Consider the following 21,946-nt stretch of genomic DNA (forward strand, 5'->3'; position numbering starts at 1 on the left):
AGATACCTGTTCGGGAAAAAAGAGGGTTAACCGAGCGCCTGTGAAATCAAAGCATATAAGTGTCCATTTTGAATAGGTGCTTTTTTCTGATAGAACAAAAGCGGAGGTTCATCATCTTTATGAAAGCCCATTTCTATCAGGCTGTCATGCAGAGACGTGTGTTCACTCGGTATATCGATTCGCACCGGCCCTTGTTTGCCGGCCGCCAGCCTGTTAATTATCTGTGCTGCAACATCTGATGATGGAGCGATGATGGGACCGAATTTCAAATTGGCCGGTGTCTGTACAGAAAGTCCGTAGCCAATTAGCTGTCCGTCATGATTTCTGGCGATGATACATTCGCATGAAGCAGAAATAAGCTGCTGCAAAAGGTTTGATCGATCTCCGCCAAAGGCAGCCAGATCCGCCGCGGTTAAGTCGTGAAAGTCTTGTTCTCTAAAGGATGTCAGTTCAGCGTCAAGCTTTTTTGTATAAGGTTGAAAACTGTGACAGCTGTACTTTCGCACTGAACCTGCCGTATGAAAACCTGCTTTTTCATAAAGGAGCAAACCTTCTTTTGTGGCGCAAAGCCTGATGGCGGTGTTTTCACCCGTTTGGGTGATACAGGCGTTTACCATACGCCGGCCGAGACCGAGCCGTTGATATTCTTTGTCCACGATAACGAGGCCGATAGAAGCAAGACGGCCAAACAAAAACAAGCCGATGCAGGAAATAATATCACCGCTGACATTTTGATAACCGAAAAAGCGTCCCTGCTGAACAAGCAGTTTCAGCTCTTGTTCGCCATAATCCGGCCACCCGGCTTGCCCGCAAAGCCGCAATAAGCCGGAAACATGTTCTTCATGAAGCTCAATCAGCTCATCCACTACGTTCATAAGATCACCTGCTTGTTTCGAGTTTTTTATACATGATGATATGTGTGCCTATGCCGGGAATCTCAAACGGTTCGCCGAGTTCTTCCCAGCCAAGTTTTGAATAGTAGCCTTTCACATGGCTTCTGGCATTGCACCAGACTGCCTGAACGCCGTTCTTTGCCAGTTTCTCTTCCGCGTGTTTGATCAGCGTGCTCCCGCCTTTTTGATCGCGATATCCTTCAAGCGTTGCCATACCTCTCAGCCGATATGCTGGGGATTCTGTTATTAATGGCTGATTTTGCGGGGAAAAAGAAGCGATGCTGATCAGCTTCCCTTCAAAAAACGCGCCGAGATGAAAGGAGCCTTTTGCATGATCCTCTTCATATTTGCATTGTTCAATGGATTGATGGGGGCGCAGAATGCGGTGCCGGATTTCATATGTATCTTCCGCGGAAATGGTTTTGACTTCGAGCATAATGATCCTCCTCATGACTGTTTTTCTATATCGTAACACGAATCCCGTTGAAAAAGACCGCCCGATTGGATCAGACAGTCTTTTAAGGGATTAATGCAAAAAGATATTTTGGCGCTGCTCATCTTTTTGCTGAATATATGAAGTGAGCTCAGCGGTTAAGTCAGATCTGAGGAAAGGCGTTATCAAGTAGATGCCGTTGAACAGCTCGCATGCCGTATCCAGCAGGGAGCGTGCAATCGCAAGGCTTTCCGCCTTTTGCTTTTCTTTATCTTCACCGGCATGGGCCATTTTTTCGCGAATCGTATCAGACAGCTTAATGCCGGGAATTTCATTATGGATGAATTCGGCATTCCGGCTGCTTGTCAGCGGCATGATGCCGATATAGATCGGCGTCTTCAGATGTTTTGTTTCATTATGGATATCGACAAGCTGCTGCTCGGAATAGACAGGCTGAGAAACAAAATAATCTGCGCCGCAATCTATTTTTTTCTCAAGCCGTTTTACCGCTTTATCCAGATGGCGGACGTTAGGATTAAATGCAGCAGCAACTGAGAAATTCGTTTTCTTGCCGAGCGGTTTTCCAGACAGAGACAGACCTTCATTGAATTGTTTGATCAGCCTGATTAAATCAAAAGATGTTAAATCATATACAGACGTCGCACCAGGAAAATCCCCGATTTTAGAAGGGTCACCTGTAATAGCAAGCACGTCATTCAGCCCTAACGTATCAAGGCCCATTAAATGTGACTGTAAGCCGATAATGTTACGGTCACGGCACGTAATATGGACAAGGGAACGCATATCGAGCTGCTGCTTGACAAGGGCGCCGCAGGCAACATTGCTGATCCGCGGGGTCGCCAGAGAATTGTCGGCGAGTGTCAGGGCATCGATTCCCGCTTCTTTTAATTCAGCCGCCGCCGATAGAAATTTGTCAAAGCTTAGTTTTTTTGGCGGGTCCAGTTCTACGATAATAGAGCGTTTTTTCGCCGCGATCTCATCCAGGCCGGGCTCGGTTCGCTCATGATGAACAGAAATGAATTCTTTCGCCCGGGTTTTGACTTCTTTTTCCGTAATCGGAGCCAGCCCGCCAACTGCTTCCGCCATCGCCCGGATGTGATTCGGCGTTGTGCCGCAGCAGCCGCCGATAATCCGCGCGCCTTGCTTACGGAATTCTGACGCGCTGTTTTGAAAATACGTGTCGTCTGTTTCATAGACGAGCCGTCCCTCTTCAAGCGAAGGAAGACTGCTGTTCGGATAAACGGATAAGAATACGTCATCAAAAATCGGCACTTCGCTGAGCGCTTCAATCATGTGATAAGGGCCGAGGCGGCAGTTAATGCCGACAATATCAGCTCCGAGATCCGCAATCGAGCGCAATGCGTCAGAAAGCGGCGTTCCGTCCTGCAATACGCCTTGCTCGTGCATGGAGACATTGAGCATAATCGGAAGATCAGTCTCTTTGCGCGCGATTTTCAGCACTTCACGGGCTTCTTCCAAATCATAATATGTTTCTAACAGCAAGCCATCCGGCTCTTCATGCAGCAGCAGGTACAGCTGCTCGCGGAAGCTGCGCTTAATTTCGTCAAGACTGTACGCGTTTTTATTAAATGTGCGTATGCCGCCCATCGTTCCAAGCACGTATGCATCGCCTGCTGAAGCCCGCGCGATCTTTACGGCTTCCTGATTCATTTTTTTGATGTCATCCTCAAGCCCGTGTCTGGATAATTTAATATAGTTGGCCCCGTACGTATTCGTTTGAATAATGTTGGCTCCCGCTTCAACGTACGCTTTATGTATGCGCTGAATTTCCTCCGGCTTTGAAATATTGAGCTCCTCAAAACACCTGTCAATGCCATAGGAGTAGAGGAGTGTCCCCATGGCGCCGTCACCGATTAACACCTGTCTTTGCAAATCTTCTAAAAGTCCCATTGTCTGCCTCCTTTATTCACATCAGCAAGGAAAAAAGAGAAATAAAAAAAGTCCTCTTAAGAAGAAGACTTTGTCAGTGATTTTGTCTCTTCTTATCTTCCAAGCTGTTCGAGCTTGCTGGATTTAGCACCTTGGTCATGGCTGATCGCCATTACACCGGTTGCTGAAGCTTCGTCGGGCCAGTCCCTCTGCTTCTCTTGATAAGAACGGATATGAAATTTTCGTGTCAGGAAGTGCCAAAAGATACCTGGCGTTTTTCCCTTTCTCCAAATTTACCGAAAATAAAGACAATAATCAATAGGAATCAGAAAATTTATCTGAAATTTATAAATTGAACGTCAATTGGCAGATCTGCTCCCCGCACAGCTGAGATAAGCTGCTGCAGGTCATCTTTGTTTTTTCCGGTGACACGCACTTGATCATCCTGCACCTGAGACTTTACTTTCAGTCCGGAGTTTTTGATGATCGTATTGATTTTTTTTGCGTTGTCCTTGTCAATGCCTTGAACAAGCTTTGCACGCTGGCGTACCGTTCCGCCTGACGCGTTTTCAACCTTGCCGTAATCAATGTTTTTTGTCGGTACGTTTCGTTTAATCAATTTGCTGACCAGCACATCTTTCAGCTGGCTTAATTTGAATTCGTCATCGGAAACGAGGACCAGCTCCTCTTTATCTAAAGAAATGTCGCTTTTGCTGCCTTTAAAGTCATATCGGGTACTGATTTCCTTCAGTGCGATTTGGATTGCGTTTTGCACTTCAGGCAATTCCACCTTGGATACAATATCAAATGAGCTTTCTTTTGCCATATGAAAACCTCCATAACATTTAACTTATGTGTTGATTATAGTAGAATAAAGAGAAACTTCCAACAGAACAAAGAATCAATTTGTGATGATTGGAAAAAATGTTAACAAAATCCGCAGAGGAATAAGCGGAACAGGAAGGACGATAGCATGAGACCAGGGCAGCAATTAACCTTGAGTATAGATCACCAAACCGACTTCGGTTACTTTTTAACCGATGGGGAAGATACGATTCTCTTACATAACAGTGAAATGACTGAGGATATCGAGGACAGAGACGAAGTAGAAGTCTTTATATACGTCGACCAGCAGGAAAGGCTTGCGGCCACGATGAAAATTCCGGTCATCAGCGCGGATGAATATGGCTGGGTTGAAGTGGTAGATAAAGTGGAAGATATGGGCGTTTTCGTTGATGTCGGTTTATCGAAGGACGCACTAGTCGCAACTGAGCATTTGCCCCCGTACGAAGATGTCTGGCCGCAAAAAGGGGACAAACTTTACTGTATGCTGAAGGTGACGAACCGGGGGCGCATGTTTGCGAAACCAGCGCCGGAAGATATCATCAGCGAACTGTTTACCGACGCTTCAGAAGATCTGATGAATAAAGAGCTGACAGGTACGGTGTACAGGCTGATCGCATCGGGTTCATTCGTGATCACGGATGACGGTATCCGCTGTTTTATTCACCCGTCAGAAAGAAAAGAGGAGCCAAGACTGGGTTCAAGAGTCACAGGACGGGTGATTCAAGTGAAAGAAGACGGTTCAGTAAACTTGTCGCTGCTACCGAGAAAACAGGATGCAATGTCAGTTGATGCTGAGTGCATTCTAACGTATATGAGAATGAGAAACGGTGCCATGCCGTACAGTGACAAAAGCCAGCCTGACGATATCAGAGAACGTTTTAATATGAGCAAAGCCGCCTTTAAACGCGCGCTGGGCCATTTGATGAAAAACGGAAAAGTGTATCAGGAAAATGGATGGACATACGAGAAAAAATAGCATGAAAACGGCTCGCCTGCAGCAGACTGCGGAGCGAGCCGTTTTTTATGTCTAGTTTAATTCATCAACCAGCGTTCTGATTGCCATTTCGCGATCCACATTGTCTGAAATCGCAATCGGCGTAATATCAATGGCGAGAATGATCAGAATCAGGGCACCGGCTGCAGCAACATAAGAAACATAATAGAAATAGTTAGCGGTATCAACAGTGTTGACAAGCTCGGCCTGAACTCTGGATGTATCATCCTTGGAAGCGGCGATTTCCTTTGCAGCTTCTACTTTCTCTTCAACGATTTGACCTGCTTTTTTCAGCAGTTCATCCACTTTCAATGCATCTTTGCTGTAAACAGCTTTCTTCAGGTTATCAAAAAAGTCAGCATCCTCTTTTTTAATATCAGCGACAACCTGATTGGCAAAAGCCTTTGCCTGTTTTGTGTTGAGTTTGTCTGTCATCGCTTTATTAAAGACCTCTGGAAGCTGTTTGCCAACTTCCCCTTGGGCAAACACAAAGCCTTTAAAAATTTCCTCACCTGAATACTCAAGCTGCTTTGCCTGTGCCACACTTTCTTGCTGCTTCACCAAAAACACAGTCGTCACCAATACAACCGACAAAAATACTAGAAACGCCTTCTTCAAACTGAAACCTCTCCCTTCTTGTGTTTTTTATTCCACAACAGTCTGCGAATATATGTAAATTGAATCGTGGAATCGATAGGAGTGAGATACAATATCAAAATGCCGGCCATGATAATCGAAAAACTGATGAGGCCCAGCATGACTGCAAAAATCTCATGCATAAAAACAGCGATGATCAAAATCAATCTCCAATGCTTCTTCGGCGCAAACAGCGCCGCGAAGATGACAATTTGAACCAGCAGCGTCCCCCATGTCGGAATCACCACGAACGGACTTGTTACAATTGGCTTCGTTAACGCCTGAAAAAAGCCGTTGAAGCCAATGGTTTTTTCCTGGGCGAAATAATAGACGGCCGTTCCGTCCACCCATTCCTGCTGAGACAGCTTAGCGACGGTAGAGTGAAAATAAAGCACCGCCACTTGGATTCTGATCACAAAATAAGAAATAAAAGCTGTTATTTTTCCAAGTGTTCTTTTGCCCTCTATAGGTCTCGTACTCCAATGCCATTTTCTCGGATCGGTCAGCGTGATGGGAAGCAATAAAAAGGTCATGACGGCTGCTGCCTGCTCGCCTCCGTCGATGACGATCAGTGATGACTGCAGGCTGTAACTGACATACCAATGCAGAACCCCGGTGATTCTGGGGCGCCAGCCAATGACAACAAGCACCAGAATGGCAATGCAGACCCACCTGAAAAGATTTAACATCATATAGTTATTTTCGCCGAGGCAAAAGAGACTGAGATTCATTTTACAAGCTGGATAGCTGCTGATCCCGCTGGCTGGCTTCATAATGAGGCTCGGGTGATTGATGAGCAGCGTCAGCAGGCTGGATAGCGCAATAATGCTTCGCGCGAGGCCGTATACATTTGTCCACGGGTTTCTTTCGTCCCATCTGGTGATGGTCTGTTTTATGTTTTCGAGCATGAGATCACAACCTTGACTATGCTTTTTACCTGATAAGACGAAGGGGTGTATTTAGAATAGCTCCAAGGAACAATATCCTCTTTCGTCAAATAGTAGCTGCCACAAAGCAGCGGGCGGGGAGCGGGTGTTTTTAATTGCACGGTTTTGGCTTTGCTTTTGCATGCGCCGAGGTCCTTTTCTTTACATGCTGTCCACTGTTCCTTGCTGACTTGGCTGTAGATCACGCCCATTTCAACGCCTTGTGACCGCCCATACCGATACAGGCCGAATAGGTTGTCAGCCCTCATATTGGGCCATCTGACCTTGGCGCTGGCATTTTCAGCCTCATATAAGCCGATTGCAGTATCACGCGGATTTTTGCTAAAAAAGCCCCAGCCCTGAGGGAGGATGCTGGACATGAGAAATTTGGAGTCCTTTGTCAGCGGAATCGGGGTTGTCCCTAAGCTGCCAATAATAGAAAACAGAAATAGCGAACCCCAAAGGATTGAAAAAATGACAAAAAATGATATCGATTTCTGCATTCGACTGCTCCTTTTAACCTGAAGAATCGTTTTTACACTTTTCATAATATAAAAACATTTATGTAATAAAAAGGTTAAAAAGTATGAGAAATTCCATTTTTGTTAAAAGAAAAAACAGGACATTTTACACTGCTATATGTGATTGATATATAGTGTTTTTTTCGATATATTTAAACCATGAAAACGAATCAAGTTAATGACCGTTGGATTGTTCAATTTCGAAAAGGGATTTTCGAGCTAGCCATCCTATCCCTGCTGCGTTCTAAACCGATGTACGGTTATGAGCTGACGTCATCCTTAAAAACCACCTCGGCGCTGGCTATTTCAGAGGGAGCGATTTATCCGATTCTGAAACGTATGACCGAGAAGGGATGGATCGAATTTTTTTGGGAAGATTCACTGGACGGCCCGAAAAGAAAGTATTACAAAATGACGCAAAAAGGAGAAGAAATGTTAAAAGAACGGCTGGAGAAATACCTGGAAACCCATCAAGCCTTACTGTCTTTATCGGGGGATTTGCTATGAATGGACAGCTTATCATTGACCGATACATGGAGGAACTAAATGCAGAGCTGGCGAATATGCCTGATGTAGAGAGAGAAAACGCTATCGACGAATTAAAGGGGCATATCACCGCTTTCGTTCAAGACAGAATCAAAGCCGGCCTTAGTGAAGAGGAACTGCAGGAAGCTGTTGAATCTGAATTTTCTCATCCGAAGGAGCTTGCCGAATTGATGATGGGTGATGGGGGAGAGACGAAAAGGAGGAGGTCTTTATTGGGCAAAAGCTGGCTTTCGGTCCTTCTCATTGTCACAATTATCGCCCTGCCGCTGCTGCCGTCCGACTTCAGACATCTGCCGCTGGCTGTTTATTTAATGGTGCTCGCCGGATATGTATGGAAGCGGAAAAAATTGATGATGTTTGCAGGTGTCAGAAAAAACAAAATGCGCTCTCAAAAGGAGATTGTCAAGATTTCGCGAGTCGGTGCGGTTTATCTGCTGTTTTTAGCAGTGCTGCTTCTTTTGAGCCCGTTCCTCAATGCGCTTGTCGTCCTGCTGCTGATTGCAGTAAGCTGTGCCGCTTTTTTTCTTTTTCTTAACATCAAGTAATCTTGTAGGAGGCTGTAAGATGGAAATCAGCATCAATTATCTATTAATTGTCATCGCGCTTTTATTCTTTGTGGTTGCCTATTTTGTCGGAATCAAAAAACAAACCTGGATGCTGGCTGGGTTTAACGAGGCGCGTATACGGGATAAAGATCGGCTGGCCAGAATAGCAGGCTACTTTTTCTTGAATTCCGGTTTGTTCATTTTGCTGAATAGTTTTATCTCATTTCAAGGTCAGGAGCAGCTCATACCTCCGCTTATACTGGCATATGGAGCAGGGGTTATTATTTATGTCAATAAAAAATTAGTAGAGTAGAAAAAGAAGGGCAGAGCGAAATATCTCTGCCCTTCTTTTTTGGGAAAATAAGAACGAAGCACCACATACAAGTTTTTGTATTTTTGATAGGATGAAGAAAAATGATAGATTCCAAAATAGGAAGGATGTGGTGTTTTGCGCAACCTGACCAAGACATCTCTATTACTGGCCGGCTTATGCACGGCGGCCCAAATGGTTTTTGTAACACATGCTTCAGCTGATCAAAGCATCAAATACGACCATACGTATCAAACCCCTTCATACATCATCGAAAAGTCACCGCAGAAGCCGGTACAAAACACAAACCAGAAAGAATCGCTATTTTCCTATCTTGACAAGCATCAAACGCAGTTTAAGCTCAAAGGAAATGCGAACAGCCATTTTCGCATTTCGAAAACCATAAAGGATCCAAAGACAAAACAAACGTTTTTTAAAGTAACGGAGGTTTACAAAGGAATTCCGATTTACGGCTTTGAACAAGCGGTCGCGATGAAGGAAAACAAACAAGTGAAAAGTTTCTTTGGAAAGGTGCATCCGCAAATCAAGGACGTCTCCATCACACCGTCTATTTCTGAGCAAAAAGCAATACATACAGCGAGGCGTGAGCTCGAGGCTTCCATTGGAAAAATTGATTATCTTGATGGGGAACCAAAAGGCGAATTATATATCTATCCACACGACGGTGAATATGATCTCGCCTACCTTGTGAGACTCTCGACATCTGAACCTGAGCCTGGCTATTGGCATTATTTCATCGATGCCAAAAACGGAAAAGTCATTGAGTCCTTTAATGCCATTCATGAAGCGGCAGGTACAGGAATCGGCGTGTCAGGTGATGAAAAAAGCTTTGACGTCACAGAACAAAATGGGCGCTTTTATTTGGCTGACGAAACAAGGGGAAAAGGGATCAATACGTTTGACGCGAAGAACCTGAACGAAACCTTGTTTACGCTTTTGTCTCAACTGATCGGGTATACGGGCAAAGAAATAGTCAGCCTCACGTCCGTATTTAATGAACCTGCGGCTGTGGACGCACACGCAAATGCGCAAGCCGTTTACGATTATTACAGCAAGACATTTGGCCGTGATTCTTTTGATCAAAACGGAGCAAGGATTACGTCTACCGTGCATGTCGGCAAACAATGGAACAATGCTGCGTGGAACGGTGTCCAGATGGTATACGGGGATGGAGACGGTTCGAAATTTAAGCCGCTGTCTGGATCGCTCGACATTGTCGCGCATGAAATCACACACGCAGTCACACAGTATTCCGCCGGTCTTTTATATCAAGGAGAACCCGGTGCATTAAATGAGTCCATTTCTGACATTATGGGCGCGATGGCTGACCGTGATGATTGGGAGATCGGCGAAGATGTCTATACTCCTGATATTGCAGGAGATTCATTGCGGTCATTGGAGGACCCATCTAAGCAGGGAAATCCAGATCATTACTCGAACCGCTACACAGGAACAGAGGATTATGGCGGAGTCCATATCAATTCGTCCATTCACAATAAAGCAGCTTATCTTCTTGCAGAAGGAGGCGTGCACCACGATGTACAGGTTGAAGGGATTGGGCGTGAAGCAAGTGAACAAATTTACTATCGGGCTTTAACATATTATGTAACAGCGTCTACAGATTTCAGCATGATGAAGCAAGCGGCGATTGAAGCTGCCAATGATTTATACGGTGAAGGCTCGAAGCAATCAGCTTCAGTCGAAAAGGCGTATGAGGCTGTCGGCATTCTATGAGCAAACAAAAACAGTCAGACCTGTGTCCTGACTGTTTTTGTTTGCTCATTTTCTTAAAAAGAATATCGCCAATGTACCTGGACCGGCATGCGAGCCGATTGCTGAACTGATTGGATGCATAATGATTTCTTTCGGCTTGAACGCTTCCTCAATCAGGTGTTTCATGTCCGTGGCTTTTTCTTTGTTCGCGGCGTAGCTGATCCCGACGGTTTGATTGCTCCAATCATCCCCGCGCTCTTTCATAAGCTCGATGATCCGTTTGAAAAGTTTCTTCTGTCCGCGGATTTTTTCCAGAGGCACAAGCTTGCCGTCCTCCATCTGAAGCAGCGGTTTAATATTCAACAGGCCGCCGACAAAAGCGGACGTTTTGGATATCCGGCCGCCCCTCGCGAGATATGTTAAATCATCAACGGTAAAAATGTGTTCAAGCTGGCTGCAAAAGTTCTTTACAGACGTTTCAATTTCTTGTATTGTATTCCCGTTGATACAGAGATCGGCAGCATGCCGGACAGCCAGACCGTATCCTAATGAAGCGCATTTGGAATCAATGACCCGCAAATCGAAATCGGGGAATTCCTCCTTCACTTCATTGGCGATCATTACAGCTGTCTGATACGTGCCGGAGAGACCTGAGGAAAAGGCAATGTAAAGAGCGGGATCACCTGTTTCGGCATATTGCAAAAACACATTTTTAATCGTTTGCGGTGAGGCTTGGGACGTCTTAGGCGTTTCTCCATTTTGCATCGCTTCAAATATTTGATCCGCTTGAATTGTGACTGCATCTTCGAATTCTTTATCGCCGAGAGAAACCCTGAGTGGAATAAAGCCAATGCCTTTTTCTTCAAAATAAGAACGAGGCAAATCAGTGGCGCTGTCAGCGATGAGATGAACTGTCATATTGCTTCCCTTCTTTCCGTTATCGCTCGTTATCATGAGAGTTAAGCCAACTATATCATATTAATTTGCCAAAATCGTGTTCAAATATTTGTTTTAAGGGAAAACATAATAAAGAAGAAAGAGCGGAGGAACATGCCATGGTACTAGATCAAACAAAAAAATTACTCATCGTCATCATCGGCGCTTTACTCAATGCTGCCGGGCTGAACTTATTTTTGATTCCGGCAGATGTATATGCCAGCGGATTTACAGGTGTTGCCCAGCTTTTATCAAGCGTCGTTGATCAATATGCCCCCTTTTACATATCGACGGGAACGCTCTTGTTCCTCTTAAACATCCCGGTCGGTATTTTAGGTTGGCTGAAGGTCGGCAAATCGTTTACGGTTTACAGCATTTTAAGTGTCGCACTCACTACTCTGTTTATGGGGATCTTGCCGGAAACAAGCCTGTCACATGACATTTTGCTGAACGCGGTGTTCGGCGGCGTCATTTCCGCAGTCGGTATCGGCTTAACATTAAAATACGGAGCTTCGACAGGCGGGCTTGATATCGTCGCCATGGTGCTCGCAAAGTGGAAGGATAAACCCGTCGGCACGTATTTCTTCATTCTGAACGGGATTATCATCTTGACTGCAGGATTATTGCAAGGTTGGGAGAAAGCATTATATACCCTGGTTACACTATATGTGACAACGAGGGTGATCGACGCCATTCACACTCGCCACATGAAGCTCACGGCAATGATCGTGACGAAAAAAGCGGACGAAATCAAGGAAGCCATTTACGGAAAAATGGTGCGCGGCATCACAACTGTTCCGGCAAAAGGAGCTTTTACGAACGAACAGAAAGAAATGATGATTATCGTCATCACGAGGTATGAACTGTACGATTTAGAAAAGATCGTCAAAGAAGTTGATCCGAAAGCATTTACGAACATTGTTCAAACGACTGGGATTTTTGGTTTCTTTAGAAAAGACTGACGAAAGCAGGTGGAAGTCGTGAAACGGCTGCTTGTGATGCTCCTCCCCGTGCTGCTTTTGATAGGCTGCGGGAAAGATGAGCAGACAGAACCCGATAAGGAGGTATCAGGCGGAATGGAGAATCAAGAGGTTGTTTTATCTATTGACGCAATTCAGGAGCCTGAACAAATCAAGTTTAACATGTCGCTGAAGAACCAAAGCGAACGTGCTATTGAGTTTCAATTCAGCACAGGGCAAAAATTTGAACTTGTCGTGTATGATTCTGAGCACAAAGAAAGATACCGTTATTCGAAAGACAAAATGTTTACGCAGGCTTTTCAAAACATGACGCTTGAATCTGGAGAAACATATGATTTCTCTGATGTGTGGAAGGAAGTCCCTGAGCCCGGAACCTATGAGGTAAAGGTGACATTTAAGGGCAGGGCGGAAAATCTCAAGCAGGTTCAGGCTGTTCAGCAGTTTGAAGTCAAATAAGAGGCTATGGCGAGTCGCCATAGCCCTTTTTTATTGCAGTTTGTCCAGCTGATTTTGAAATTGATGCAGCTGTTGACGTTCCGCATCTGTCGAATTGGCATACGCAGAAGATACAGCATTTTTGGCTCTCAGAATCGCTTGCTCCTGATCGCCTTCCTCAAAGCCGTTTGTCACCATGACCGCCTGTTGAACAAATGATTTTGCCTGCTGAAACAGTTCATTTCTCATTTAATATTCATACTGCCTTTCAGCCGAGTCTCGTGCCGCGGCATGCTGATGAGCTTCTTCTAAAGTAGACCGATATGGAAATTTTGCGGCGTGTAGCCCGATGGAGTCTTTACCCTGCTGAATAAACCTTCTGGATTTGCTTCGTTTACCCATTTTGAGACTGCCCCCTTCCATACTTTGACGAGATGAGTCGTCTTCAATAGTATGGTGGTGTAAAGTAAGGTTTATGAGTGGGAAAAATTAATACGGACCTTCTTTAAAGTGAGAAATATTCTTTCAAAAACCTTGCCACGCCGTCCTCTTCATTTGTAGCCGTTGTTCGGTTGGCAATCTGCTTGACCGCGTCAATTCCATTTCCCATTGCAACGCCGCAGCCTGCAAATTCAAGCATTTCCAAATCGTTATCCTCATCCCCGAAAGCAATGATCCGCTCCCTCGGCACGCCGTAATAATCGCTGATTTTCTGCAGGCCGACCGCTTTATTCATGCCGCTTTTGATAATTTCAATGACATGCCACGGCGCGGCCCATCTTCTATGGTCGATTACCTCGGCATGCACATCCGATAAATATGAGCGTATTGCCGGCACATCCTCTTCTTTTGCATGTATGAGTACAGACGTCACATCTTCACCAAGATTTTCCCTCAAGTCTCCGACTGTTACATTTGTTGTGTTCATGTTAAAGGCATCTATCAGGTGCTCATCATGGTAATGAAAGTATACGTCGTCAATCACTTCAGCAAGCACGTTATGTACGTTGTAGCTCTCGCTGATATCCACGAGCTGTTTGACAACATCAAGCGGCAGTGACGTATGATACCGCCCCCAGCTGTCGTCTTGCGGATGATGGACAAATGCTCCGTTAAAATTGACAATTGGCGTTGTCAGCTCCATCTGCTGGTAGTACATGGAACTTGAACGATACGGACGGCCTGTTGAGATGCAGACATAATGCCCGTCATCTTTTAGGCGCTGTATCGTCTGAAGGGTGTTTTCAGATATGGTTTTATCATCCTTTAATAATGTTCCATCTAAATCTAATGCGATTAAATAGGGTTTTGTCTCCATGAAAAGCTCCTTTAACCTTAGATTTTGCTTGTTTTGCCTTACTTACAGTGTAGCTTTTTACCATCTTTATTGTCTACATGTTACACTTATGATTATGGTTATCCTAAGGAGGGGCACATTGTGATACAAATTGAGAATCAAACCGTTTCCGGTATTCCGTTTTTACATATTGTAAAGGAAGAGAACAGGCACCGCGCTGTTCCTCTCGTGATCTTTATACATGGTTTTACAAGCGCGAAGGAACACAACCTTCATATTGCTTATCTGCTTGCGGAGAAGGGTTTTAGAGCCGTTCTGCCGGAGGCTTTGCACCATGGGGAACGGGGAGAAGAAATGGCTGTCGAAGAGCTGGCGGGGCATTTTTGGGATATCGTCCTTAACGAGATTGAAGAGATCGGCGTACTTAAAAACCATTTTGAAAAAGAGGGCCTGATAGACGGCGGCCGCATCGGTCTCGCAGGCACGTCAATGGGCGGCATCACAACGCTTGGCGCTTTGACTGCATATGATTGGATAAAAGCCGGCGTCAGCCTGATGGGAAGCCCCAATTACGTGGAGCTGTTTCAGCAGCAGATTGACCATATTCAATCTCAGGGCATTGAAATCGATGTGCCGGAAGAGAAGGTACAGCAACTGATGAAACGTCTCGAATTGCGGGATCTCAGCCTTCAGCCGGAGAAACTGCAACAGCGCCCGCTTTTATTTTGGCACGGCGCAAAAGATAAGGTCGTGCCTTACGCGCCGACCCGGACATTTTATGACACGATCAAATCCCATTACAGCGAGCAGCCGGAACGCCTGCAATTTATCGGAGATGAAAACGCTGACCATAAAGTCCCGCGGGCAGCTGTGTTAAAAACGATTGAATGGTTTGAAACGTACTTATAAAGCACTAAGTTATTAACAAGAGCTGAATTTACGTTATACTGTAGAAAAAAGGAGTGAGGGAACGTGGAAGAAGCATTAAAAGAAAACATCATGGGCGCCCTGGAACAGGTTGTCGATCCTGAGCTTGGCGTTGATATCGTGAACCTTGGTTTGGTATACGATGTTGACATGGATGAAGACGGCTTAACGCACGTGACGATGACACTGACATCAATGGGATGCCCTTTAGCGCCGATTATCGTTGATGAGGTGAAAAAAGCATTAGCGGACCTTCCTGAAGTGAAAGACACAGAGGTTCACATTGTATGGAATCCGCCTTGGACTAGGGATAAAATGTCCAGATACGCAAAAATTGCGCTTGGCATTCAATAAAACAAAAGAGGACAGCCTGACATGTGAGGCTGTCCTTTTTTACAGCTGAAAGGAGTGAAAGGAAATGATGTACCTGCTGGCAGTTTTATGCCCGCCGCTTGCTGTTTTGTTTTCGGGAAAACCGTTTCAGGCCTTGCTGAATCTCATATTGACCTGTATCTTTTGGCTGCCGGGCGCGATTCACGCCTGCTTTATCGTCGCCGACCGCCGTGCCGAAAAACGGGCAAGAAGATAATTTGGAAAAATGAGGACGCAGTCATGGTATAATGGTCATAAAAAACAGCAGGGAGAGCACTATGAAAAAGAAATTGCTTGCATTCGCGCTTTGTACTGGCGCGTATGCGGCCCTGTTTGCGTACTCTGTGAACTCAGAGCAAAAAACAGACACAAGCGAGATGACGGATGTCAGCCGCCTGATGCCTGTAAAAATAAAGCAGACAGTGAAAGGGCAGGAAGAGGAAACGCTCATTGACACAGTCAAAGAGGCAAATCGAAAAAACATAAAAATTTCAATCGCCGGGGCCCAGCACTCCATGGGCGGCCATACATATTATGAGGACGGCATCGTTCTCGACATGACGGGCTACAACAAAATCCTGTCACTCGATCAAGAGAAGAAAACCATCAGGGTGCAAAGCGGTGCAACGTGGAATGATATCCAGAAATACGTGAATCCATACGGACTCGCGGTAAAAGTCATGCAGTCACAAAACATTTTTACAATCGGCGGATCTCTCAGCGCAAATGCACACGGGCGTGATATTCGCTACGGCTCGCTGATTGATACAGTTAAATCATTCCGGCTTTTAAAAGCTGACGGGACGATTATCACTGTCACTCCAAAAGATGATTTGTTTACGGCGGTCATCGGAGGGTACGGTCTTTTTGGCGTGATTCTTGATGTAACGCTTGAGCTGACAGATGATGAGCTGTATGTCATGAAGACAGAAAAAATGAATTACAGCACATACGCAGACTATTTTTCAAAGCATGTAAAAGGAAATCCAGATGTCCGAATGCATCTGGCGCGAATTTCAACAGCGAAAAAAGGATTTCTGAAAGACATGTATGTCACAAATTACGTATTGGCTGATCACCAGGATCAACTGCCATCATACAGCGATCTCAAAGAAGATGAGTATACGGGAGCCACAAAGTTTGCACTCGGTTTGTCAAGACGGTATGAATGGGGCAGGAATTGGCTGTGGGACACACAGCAATCCTATTTTCTGAGCCAAAACGGCACAGAGATTTCACGCAATAACGTCATGCGGTCCGAATCTAAGTTTCTTGAGTATGAAAACAATGACAACACAGATGTTTTGCAAGAATATTTTGTGCCCGTGAAGGAGTATGGGTCCTATATTGATGACCTGAGACAAACGCTGTCGGACGAAGATCTGAACCTGCTGAACATTACGATCCGCTACGTGCAGAAAAATGAAAAGGCCGACCTTTCCTATGCGAAGGACGATATGTTTTCGCTCGTGCTATTAATAAACGAGGGTTTTTCAAAAGAAGACCAGGCAGATACTGCCCGAATCATCAGGCGCATGACAGACGTTGCCATCAAGCACGGCGGCAGCTATTATCTGCCTTATATGACCTACCAGACAAAAGCGCAAATGAGGCAGGCATATCCGAAAAGTGAAGCGTTTTTTCAGAAAAAACGAACCTATGACCCGGATGAGCGCTTTATGAATTACTTTTATCAGAGGTATAAATGATGGGGAAAAACAAATTAAAATGGCTGACATTATCACAAAGCAGCGTGTTTTTCGCAAGCAGCTTAATCTTTCCGTTTTATATTCTGTTTGTGAAAAATATCGGCTCAAGCTACACACAGTTCGGTTTTTCCTACGGATTGTTCGGGTTGAGCGGAGCGCTCATTTACCCGCTCCTCGGACGGCTGTCTGAAAGGTTTGACAGCCGTTATTTTCTGCTTCTGAACTCGTGGGGGATGGCTGTTCTGCTTTTATATGTCCCGCATATCGGAAGCGTCGTTCAAGTGTATATCGTCCAAGTGCTGTTAGGGCTCTTTGGAGCGATGCAAAAGCATGGAGAAAAAGTGCTGATCGCTAATTTTACAGACAGCGGAGAGCGTGGAAAGAAGATTGGGAATTACCATTTTTGGACAGCTGTCTTTTCAGCAGCAGCCATTATGCTCGGGGGTTTTCTCGCTGACTTTTTCACAGTGCAAATGATTTTTTATGCAAGCTCTATTCTATATTTTTTCAGTGGATTGATGATGATGAAAACAGGCTGACGCGGTCAGCCTGTTTTTTTATGCGGCTGAAAAGCGGCGACACATCAACGTTTTCTGCTGGAGTCGTGCTGATTTTTTTGAGCGGAATTTCCATTGAACAGAAAATTTATAAATGAATAAAAATATTAAATATACGATTGAATTAATTTTTATTCATGTTATAATGTTAAATAATTTCACAAAGACCAAGAGGGTGAACTTGTTTTGAAAATAGGAATTGTAGGTGCTACAGGATATGGAGGCACCGAACTTGTCAGGATTCTCTCGCATCATCCTCATGCAGAGGAATGCATACTTTATTCATCCAGCGGAGAGGGGAATGTCTATAGCGAGGGTTATCCTCATCTTACCGGCTTAGCGGATCAGAAGCTGAAGCCGATTGATATGAATATGATCAAACACGAAATAGATATCATGTTTCTCGCTGCGCCGCCCGGAGTATCAAGTGAATTGACTCCAAAGCTGGCAGACGCGGGAATTCCGGTCATTGATCTGTCAGGTGATCTGAGGATACAAGAACCGGCTGAATATGAAAAATGGTATAAACGGACAGCGGCACCGAAGGCGGTGATTCAAGAGGCGGTATACGGTCTGGCAGAACTGAATCAACAGCAAATTCAACAGGCGAAACTCATTGCCAATCCAGGCTGTTTTCCAACAGCTGTTTTGCTTGGCCTCGCGCCATTGGCTCAAAAGAAACTGCTCGATGAATCTTTTGTTATCGTTGACGCGAAGACGGGTGTTTCCGGAGCGGGAAGAAAAGCATCCATGGGAACCCATTTTTCTGAGCTGAACGACAATTTTAAAATTTATAAAGTCAATGAACATCAGCATACGCCGGAAATTGAGCAGGCGCTGAATGAATGGCAGCCAGGCCTCGGGCCCATTACATTTTCGGCTCACTTGGTTCCGATGACAAGGGGCATCATGGCGACGATGTATACCAGATTAACCTGTGATCTATCCGCAGATGACCTGTATGATTTATATTCGGAATTTTACCAAGATTCATATTTTGTGAGAGTGAGGCCAAAAGGTCAGTACCCGCAAACGAAAGAAGTGTGCGGCAGCAATTTCTGTGATATCGCCGTGACCCTCGATGAGAGAACGAACAGAGTCACGATCGTCTCGGTAATCGATAATTTAATGAAGGGTGCCGCCGGTCAGGCAGTGCAAAACTTTAATTTGATGAATGGCTGGAATGAAGAAACTGGACTCACCATCACGCCAATTTATCCATAGAACGGGAGAGAATCGAACCATGATTCAGTTAAGTGAAGATCAAATTGTAAAAGTAACAGGTGATGTATCCTCGCCAAAAGGGTTTCAGGCAAAGGGTGTGCATTGCGGGCTGCGTTACTCGAAAAAAGACCTCGGCGTCATTATCAGCGAGACACCGGCTGTGAGCGCAGCGGTTTATACCCAAAGCCACTTTCAGGCTGCTCCGATCAAAGTGACACAAGACAGCTTAAAGCACGGACCGACACTGAAAGCCGTCATCGTCAACAGTGCCATTGCCAATGCCTGCACGGGAGAACAGGGCTTAAAGGACGCATACACAATGCGGGAGAGCCTTGCTTCACAGCTTGGCATTGAGCCGGAGCTTGTCGCTGTTTCATCAACTGGCGTCATCGGCGAGCATTTAGACATGGAAAAAATCCACGCGGGGATCGAGCTGCTGAAAGAAACACCTGCGGGATCAGGCGATTTTGAAGAAGCGATCTTAACAACCGATACGGTGATTAAGCAGACGTGCTATGAACTGGCAATCGGCGGCAAAACAGTCACGATCGGCGGAGCGGCCAAAGGCTCAGGGATGATACACCCGAACATGGCCACGATGCTGGGATTTGTGACAACTGACGCGGCAATCGAAGAAAAAGCGCTGCAAAAGGCGCTTCGGGAAATCACTGACGTTTCATTTAACCAAATCACAGTTGACGGAGAAACATCCACGAACGACATGGTATTAGTTATGGCGAATGGCTGCGCCGAAAACGAGTGCCTGACAGAAGACCATCCAGACTGGCCGGTCTTTAAAAAAGCGCTCTTGCTCACTTGTGAGGATCTGGCTAAAGAGATTGCCAGAGACGGAGAAGGCGCGACAAAACTAATTGAAGCCCAAGTACAGGGGGCAAAAAATAATCTTGATGCAAACGTCATTGCCAAAAAGATTGTTGGCTCAAATCTTGTAAAAACGGCAGTATACGGAACAGATGCCAACTGGGGGCGGATCATCGGAGCCATCGGACACTCCGCAGCACAGGTGACGGCAGAAGAAGTAGAGGTTTATCTTGGCGGCCAATGCCTGTTTAAGAATAACGAACCTCAGCCATTCTCTGAATCTCTCGCCAAGGAATACCTTGAAGGAGATGAAATCACCATTGTCATCAAGATGGATGAGGGGGACGGAAACGGGAGAGCGTGGGGCTGTGACCTGACCTATGACTATATCAAAATTAACGCGAGCTATCGCACGTAATAAAGGGGAGCGAAATGAAGAAAACAATCGTTTTTAAATGCGGGGGAAGTGTCATCCGTGAGCTGTCGGAGGAATTTTTTCAAAATCTGAAAGAGCTGATGGCGTCAGGCTGGAAGCTGGCGATCGTACATGGCGGGGGACCGGAAATCACAAATATGCTGAAACGGTTAAATATCAAGACAGAGTTTTCGGGCGGACAGAGGAAAACAACGAAGCCGGTGCTGGAAGTGGCGGAAATGGTTTTATCCGGTTCTGTCAATAAATTTTTCGTTGCTGAGCTTGCCAAACACGGACTGCGAGCCGCAGGCATTTCTGGTAAGGATGGCGGTCTTTTGGAGGCTGATTATCTAGATCCGGAAACATACGGAGAAGTGGGAGAAATCAAAAAAGTCGATGCGTCCATGGTGAACGCGCTGATGGAAAATGGCATCATCCCCGTTATTGCGCCGCTGTCTATGACAAGCGACTGCAAAACGCTGAATGTAAATGCTGATCTGGCTGCTTCAGCAGTCGCCGGAGCGCTTGAAGCCGATAAGCTGATGTTCGTCACGGATGTCGATGGAATCATGAAGGAAAAGCAGCGTCTGGACGTCCTGACCTCTAAGGAGATTCAGATGCTGATCAAGCAGGAAGTGATCACAGGAGGGATGATCCCGAAGGTCAATTCAGCCTTGTCAGCTTTATCAGATCAGGTGTCTGAAGTCATGATCGTAAACGGAAAAGGATCATTCTTCGCAGAACAAACCTTTCAAGGGACAAAAATCGTCAAAGCAAAGGAGGCTGTTTCATGAGCAGCTTGTTTCAAACCTACGGCCGTTGGGATATTGACATCAAAAAAGCAAAGGGAACGTACGTTGAGGATCAAAACGGCAAAACGTACCTCGATTTCATTCAGGGGATTGCGGTATCAAATCTAGGACACTGTCATGAAGCGGTGACAGAGGCAGTCAAAAAACAGCTTGACAGCGTATGGCACGTATCCAACCTGTTTCAAAACAGTCTCCAAGAGCAAGCGGCGCAGAAGCTGGCAGCGCATAGTGCAGGAGATCTTGTCTTTTTCTGCAACAGCGGCGCGGAGGCGAATGAAGGTGCGATAAAGCTTGCCAGAAAAGCAACTGGAAAAACAAAAATCATCACTTTTCTTCAGTCGTTCCATGGCCGCACGTATGCAGGGATGGCTGCGACCGGACAGGATAAAATCAAAACAGGCTTCGGCCCGATGCTTGAAGGCTTTCACTACCTGCCATACAATGATCCTTCTGCTTTTAAAGCTCTTGGGGAGGAAGACGATATTGCCGCGGTGATGCTTGAAACAGTGCAGGGAGAAGGAGGAGTCAATCCGGCGAGTGCTGAATTTTTATCAGCCGTACAGTCGTTTTGCAAGGAAAAGCAAGCCCTTCTCATCATTGATGAAATCCAGACCGGCATCGGACGGACGGGAAAAGGCTTCGCATATGAGCACTTCGGACTCTCACCGGATATCATCACAGTCGCCAAAGGATTGGGAAACGGCTTTCCGGTCGGCGCTGTCATCGGAAAGAAACAACTTGGAGAAGCGTTTACCCCTGGTTCTCACGGAACGACTTTCGGAGGAAACATGCTGGCGATGGCTGCTGTGAATGCCACATTGCAAATTGTATTCCAGCCTGACTTTTTGCAAGAGGCTGCTGACAAAGGGGCGCTTTTAAAAGAACAGCTTGAGGCAGAGCTAAAGAGCCCTTTTGTTAAACAAATCCGAGGTAAAGGATTAATGCTTGGAATTGAGTGTGATGGCCCGGTTGCTGACATTATTGCTGAATTGCAGACATTAGGCTTGCTTGTATTGCCGGCCGGCCCGAACGTGATTCGGCTGCTGCCGCCGCTCACCGTGACTAAGGATGAAATAGCAGAAGCCGTCAGCAAGCTGAAACAGGCAATCGCTCATCATTCCGCTGTAAACCAGTGATTTTTTTTTTCGATATAAAGGCATAAAAA

26 protein-coding genes, 1 pseudogene and 1 riboswitch are annotated in these 21,946 nt (G+C 45.6%); of the genes and pseudogenes, 16 read left to right on the forward strand and 11 right to left on the reverse strand.

Features of this window, described 5'->3' with window-relative positions:
* Positions 1–26: 26 nt before the first annotated feature.
* The 4 genes from AC0OMA_RS06155 to AC0OMA_RS06170 form a co-directional block, all read right to left on the reverse strand.
* Positions 27–875: a GNAT family N-acetyltransferase gene (locus tag AC0OMA_RS06155; RefSeq protein ID WP_474221977.1), complete on the reverse strand. Its 849-nt coding sequence runs from the start codon at positions 873–875 to the stop codon at positions 27–29.
* A gap of 4 nt (positions 876–879) precedes the next feature.
* A complete protein-coding gene (locus AC0OMA_RS06160) occupies positions 880–1,329 on the reverse strand; it encodes a GNAT family N-acetyltransferase (RefSeq protein WP_029726279.1) in 450 nt (149 codons plus the stop codon).
* A 90-nt stretch (positions 1,330–1,419) separates the two neighbouring features.
* On the reverse strand, positions 1,420–3,258 hold the full coding sequence (locus AC0OMA_RS06165) for a bifunctional homocysteine S-methyltransferase/methylenetetrahydrofolate reductase (RefSeq protein ID WP_047182412.1): 1,839 nt from the start codon (positions 3,256–3,258) through the stop codon (positions 1,420–1,422).
* 89 nt (positions 3,259–3,347) lie between these two features.
* A riboswitch (SAM riboswitch) is annotated at positions 3,348–3,465 on the reverse strand.
* Between the two features lie 106 nt (positions 3,466–3,571).
* Positions 3,572–4,063, reverse strand: a complete 492-nt coding sequence (locus tag AC0OMA_RS06170) for a YajQ family cyclic di-GMP-binding protein (protein WP_047182413.1) — start codon at positions 4,061–4,063, stop codon at positions 3,572–3,574.
* Positions 4,064–4,161: 98 nt separating this feature from the next.
* Between AC0OMA_RS06170 and AC0OMA_RS06175 the strand changes: the two are divergent.
* Positions 4,162–5,059 (forward strand): annotated as a pseudogene (locus AC0OMA_RS06175) (CvfB family protein).
* A gap of 51 nt (positions 5,060–5,110) precedes the next feature.
* Here AC0OMA_RS06175 and AC0OMA_RS06180 read toward each other — a convergent pair.
* Genes AC0OMA_RS06180 through AC0OMA_RS06190 form a run of 3 tightly spaced genes read right to left on the reverse strand, consistent with a single transcriptional unit; the run spans position 5,111 to position 7,142 of the window.
* On the reverse strand, positions 5,111–5,695 hold the full coding sequence (locus tag AC0OMA_RS06180) for a sporulation delaying protein family toxin (RefSeq protein WP_003244950.1): 585 nt from the start codon (positions 5,693–5,695) through the stop codon (positions 5,111–5,113).
* Entirely contained in the window at positions 5,692–6,621 is a 930-nt protein-coding gene (locus tag AC0OMA_RS06185) for a sporulation-delaying protein SdpB family protein (protein ID WP_003233028.1), read from the reverse strand. Before AC0OMA_RS06185 ends, AC0OMA_RS06180 begins: the two co-directional genes overlap by 4 nt.
* A complete protein-coding gene (locus AC0OMA_RS06190; RefSeq protein ID WP_015383323.1) occupies positions 6,606–7,142 on the reverse strand; it encodes an SdpA family antimicrobial peptide system protein in 537 nt (178 codons plus the stop codon). The genes AC0OMA_RS06185 and AC0OMA_RS06190 overlap by 16 nt, the downstream gene beginning before the upstream one ends.
* Before the next feature lie 177 nt (positions 7,143–7,319).
* Between AC0OMA_RS06190 and AC0OMA_RS06195 the strand changes: the two genes are divergently transcribed.
* From AC0OMA_RS06195 to nprB, 4 genes are all read left to right on the forward strand, one after another.
* Complete coding sequence (locus AC0OMA_RS06195) at positions 7,320–7,667, forward strand: PadR family transcriptional regulator (RefSeq protein ID WP_003245674.1); 348 nt, start codon at positions 7,320–7,322, stop codon at positions 7,665–7,667.
* Positions 7,664–8,251 (forward strand): HAAS signaling domain-containing protein, encoded by a 588-nt coding sequence (locus AC0OMA_RS06200; RefSeq protein ID WP_017695665.1) that lies wholly within the window; start codon positions 7,664–7,666, stop codon positions 8,249–8,251. Before AC0OMA_RS06195 ends, AC0OMA_RS06200 begins: the two co-directional genes overlap by 4 nt.
* A gap of 19 nt (positions 8,252–8,270) precedes the next feature.
* Positions 8,271–8,564, forward strand: coding sequence for a DUF3784 domain-containing protein (locus AC0OMA_RS06205; protein ID WP_003233021.1), 294 nt, complete (start codon positions 8,271–8,273; stop codon positions 8,562–8,564).
* Between the two features lie 135 nt (positions 8,565–8,699).
* Positions 8,700–10,316, forward strand: coding sequence for a neutral protease NprB (gene nprB, locus AC0OMA_RS06210; protein ID WP_474221978.1), 1,617 nt, complete (start codon positions 8,700–8,702; stop codon positions 10,314–10,316).
* Between the two features lie 45 nt (positions 10,317–10,361).
* Here the strand turns inward: nprB and AC0OMA_RS06215 are convergent, their stop codons facing one another.
* Entirely contained in the window at positions 10,362–11,213 is an 852-nt protein-coding gene (locus AC0OMA_RS06215; protein ID WP_015252379.1) for a DegV family protein, read from the reverse strand.
* 137 nt (positions 11,214–11,350) lie between these two features.
* Between AC0OMA_RS06215 and AC0OMA_RS06220 the strand changes: the two genes are divergently transcribed.
* On the forward strand, positions 11,351–12,193 hold the full coding sequence (locus tag AC0OMA_RS06220) for a YitT family protein (protein ID WP_003245017.1): 843 nt from the start codon (positions 11,351–11,353) through the stop codon (positions 12,191–12,193).
* 18 nt (positions 12,194–12,211) lie between these two features.
* The gene (locus AC0OMA_RS06225) at positions 12,212–12,667 is read left to right on the forward strand and encodes a BsuPI-related putative proteinase inhibitor (protein ID WP_047182417.1); all 456 of its coding nucleotides are present in this window, start codon (positions 12,212–12,214) and stop codon (positions 12,665–12,667) included.
* Positions 12,668–12,697: 30 nt separating this feature from the next.
* Here AC0OMA_RS06225 and AC0OMA_RS06230 read toward each other — a convergent pair whose 3' ends face one another.
* The 3 genes from AC0OMA_RS06230 to yitU all read right to left on the reverse strand — a co-directional run bounded on the left by AC0OMA_RS06230 (position 12,698) and on the right by yitU (position 13,964).
* Entirely contained in the window at positions 12,698–12,895 is a 198-nt protein-coding gene (locus AC0OMA_RS06230; protein ID WP_003245613.1) for a DUF3813 domain-containing protein, read from the reverse strand.
* Positions 12,896–13,048 carry a hypothetical protein gene (locus AC0OMA_RS06235; protein ID WP_015483078.1) on the reverse strand — a complete coding sequence of 51 codons (153 nt, stop codon included), beginning with the start codon at positions 13,046–13,048 and terminating at the stop codon, positions 12,896–12,898.
* Between the two features lie 103 nt (positions 13,049–13,151).
* Positions 13,152–13,964 (reverse strand): 5-amino-6-(5-phospho-D-ribitylamino)uracil phosphatase YitU, encoded by an 813-nt coding sequence (gene yitU, locus AC0OMA_RS06240; protein WP_014476412.1) that lies wholly within the window; start codon positions 13,962–13,964, stop codon positions 13,152–13,154.
* A 120-nt stretch (positions 13,965–14,084) separates the two neighbouring features.
* Here yitU and AC0OMA_RS06245 point away from each other — a divergent pair, with 120 nt between their 5' ends.
* From AC0OMA_RS06245 to AC0OMA_RS06285, 9 genes are all read left to right on the forward strand, one after another.
* Positions 14,085–14,852: a prolyl oligopeptidase family serine peptidase gene (locus AC0OMA_RS06245; RefSeq protein ID WP_100506196.1), complete on the forward strand. Its 768-nt coding sequence runs from the start codon at positions 14,085–14,087 to the stop codon at positions 14,850–14,852.
* A 63-nt stretch (positions 14,853–14,915) separates the two neighbouring features.
* Positions 14,916–15,224: a metal-sulfur cluster assembly factor gene (locus AC0OMA_RS06250; protein WP_014479422.1), complete on the forward strand. Its 309-nt coding sequence runs from the start codon at positions 14,916–14,918 to the stop codon at positions 15,222–15,224.
* Between the two features lie 64 nt (positions 15,225–15,288).
* Positions 15,289–15,459 carry a YqaE/Pmp3 family membrane protein gene (locus AC0OMA_RS06255; protein ID WP_003232996.1) on the forward strand — a complete coding sequence of 57 codons (171 nt, stop codon included), beginning with the start codon at positions 15,289–15,291 and terminating at the stop codon, positions 15,457–15,459.
* A 61-nt stretch (positions 15,460–15,520) separates the two neighbouring features.
* Positions 15,521–16,951, forward strand: coding sequence for an FAD-binding oxidoreductase (locus AC0OMA_RS06260; protein ID WP_181218819.1), 1,431 nt, complete (start codon positions 15,521–15,523; stop codon positions 16,949–16,951).
* Complete coding sequence (locus AC0OMA_RS06265; RefSeq protein WP_046340226.1) at positions 16,951–17,490, forward strand: MFS transporter; 540 nt, start codon at positions 16,951–16,953, stop codon at positions 17,488–17,490. Before AC0OMA_RS06260 ends, AC0OMA_RS06265 begins: the two co-directional genes overlap by 1 nt.
* Before the next feature lie 204 nt (positions 17,491–17,694).
* Positions 17,695–18,732, forward strand: a complete 1,038-nt coding sequence (argC, locus tag AC0OMA_RS06270) for an N-acetyl-gamma-glutamyl-phosphate reductase (protein WP_474221979.1) — start codon at positions 17,695–17,697, stop codon at positions 18,730–18,732.
* Between the two features lie 19 nt (positions 18,733–18,751).
* A complete protein-coding gene (gene argJ / locus AC0OMA_RS06275) occupies positions 18,752–19,972 on the forward strand; it encodes a bifunctional ornithine acetyltransferase/N-acetylglutamate synthase (RefSeq protein ID WP_474221980.1) in 1,221 nt (406 codons plus the stop codon).
* A gap of 14 nt (positions 19,973–19,986) precedes the next feature.
* Complete coding sequence (argB, locus tag AC0OMA_RS06280; RefSeq protein WP_339202494.1) at positions 19,987–20,763, forward strand: acetylglutamate kinase; 777 nt, start codon at positions 19,987–19,989, stop codon at positions 20,761–20,763.
* Entirely contained in the window at positions 20,760–21,917 is a 1,158-nt protein-coding gene (locus AC0OMA_RS06285) for an acetylornithine transaminase (protein ID WP_474221981.1), read from the forward strand. The genes argB and AC0OMA_RS06285 overlap by 4 nt, the downstream gene beginning before the upstream one ends.
* Positions 21,918–21,946 lie beyond the last annotated feature (29 nt).

This window comes from Bacillus sp. AMCV2, assembly GCF_056033925.1.

What these genes read in the sequence shown, in the direction of transcription:
- AC0OMA_RS06165 (WP_047182412.1), bottom strand. Translation starts at nt 3,258, where the DNA reads ATGGGACTTTTAGAAGATTTGCAAAGACAGGTGTTAATCGGTGACGGC.
- AC0OMA_RS06200 (WP_017695665.1), top strand. Translation starts at nt 7,664, where the DNA reads ATGAATGGACAGCTTATCATTGACCGATACATGGAGGAACTAAATGCA.
- AC0OMA_RS06265 (WP_046340226.1), top strand. Translation starts at nt 16,951, where the DNA reads ATGGGGAAAAACAAATTAAAATGGCTGACATTATCACAAAGCAGCGTG.
- AC0OMA_RS06160 (WP_029726279.1), bottom strand. Translation starts at nt 1,329, where the DNA reads ATGCTCGAAGTCAAAACCATTTCCGCGGAAGATACATATGAAATCCGG.
- argJ (WP_474221980.1), top strand. Translation starts at nt 18,752, where the DNA reads ATGATTCAGTTAAGTGAAGATCAAATTGTAAAAGTAACAGGTGATGTA.
- AC0OMA_RS06235 (WP_015483078.1), bottom strand. Translation starts at nt 13,048, where the DNA reads ATGGGTAAACGAAGCAAATCCAGAAGGTTTATTCAGCAGGGTAAAGAC.
- AC0OMA_RS06205 (WP_003233021.1), top strand. Translation starts at nt 8,271, where the DNA reads ATGGAAATCAGCATCAATTATCTATTAATTGTCATCGCGCTTTTATTC.
- AC0OMA_RS06230 (WP_003245613.1), bottom strand. Translation starts at nt 12,895, where the DNA reads ATGAGAAATGAACTGTTTCAGCAGGCAAAATCATTTGTTCAACAGGCG.
- argB (WP_339202494.1), top strand. Translation starts at nt 19,987, where the DNA reads ATGAAGAAAACAATCGTTTTTAAATGCGGGGGAAGTGTCATCCGTGAG.
- AC0OMA_RS06155 (WP_474221977.1), bottom strand. Translation starts at nt 875, where the DNA reads ATGAACGTAGTGGATGAGCTGATTGAGCTTCATGAAGAACATGTTTCC.
- AC0OMA_RS06220 (WP_003245017.1), top strand. Translation starts at nt 11,351, where the DNA reads ATGGTACTAGATCAAACAAAAAAATTACTCATCGTCATCATCGGCGCT.
- AC0OMA_RS06285 (WP_474221981.1), top strand. Translation starts at nt 20,760, where the DNA reads ATGAGCAGCTTGTTTCAAACCTACGGCCGTTGGGATATTGACATCAAA.
- AC0OMA_RS06255 (WP_003232996.1), top strand. Translation starts at nt 15,289, where the DNA reads ATGATGTACCTGCTGGCAGTTTTATGCCCGCCGCTTGCTGTTTTGTTT.
- AC0OMA_RS06185 (WP_003233028.1), bottom strand. Translation starts at nt 6,621, where the DNA reads ATGCTCGAAAACATAAAACAGACCATCACCAGATGGGACGAAAGAAAC.
- yitU (WP_014476412.1), bottom strand. Translation starts at nt 13,964, where the DNA reads ATGGAGACAAAACCCTATTTAATCGCATTAGATTTAGATGGAACATTA.
- AC0OMA_RS06190 (WP_015383323.1), bottom strand. Translation starts at nt 7,142, where the DNA reads ATGCAGAAATCGATATCATTTTTTGTCATTTTTTCAATCCTTTGGGGT.
- AC0OMA_RS06215 (WP_015252379.1), bottom strand. Translation starts at nt 11,213, where the DNA reads ATGACAGTTCATCTCATCGCTGACAGCGCCACTGATTTGCCTCGTTCT.
- AC0OMA_RS06260 (WP_181218819.1), top strand. Translation starts at nt 15,521, where the DNA reads ATGAAAAAGAAATTGCTTGCATTCGCGCTTTGTACTGGCGCGTATGCG.
- AC0OMA_RS06195 (WP_003245674.1), top strand. Translation starts at nt 7,320, where the DNA reads ATGAAAACGAATCAAGTTAATGACCGTTGGATTGTTCAATTTCGAAAA.
- AC0OMA_RS06170 (WP_047182413.1), bottom strand. Translation starts at nt 4,063, where the DNA reads ATGGCAAAAGAAAGCTCATTTGATATTGTATCCAAGGTGGAATTGCCT.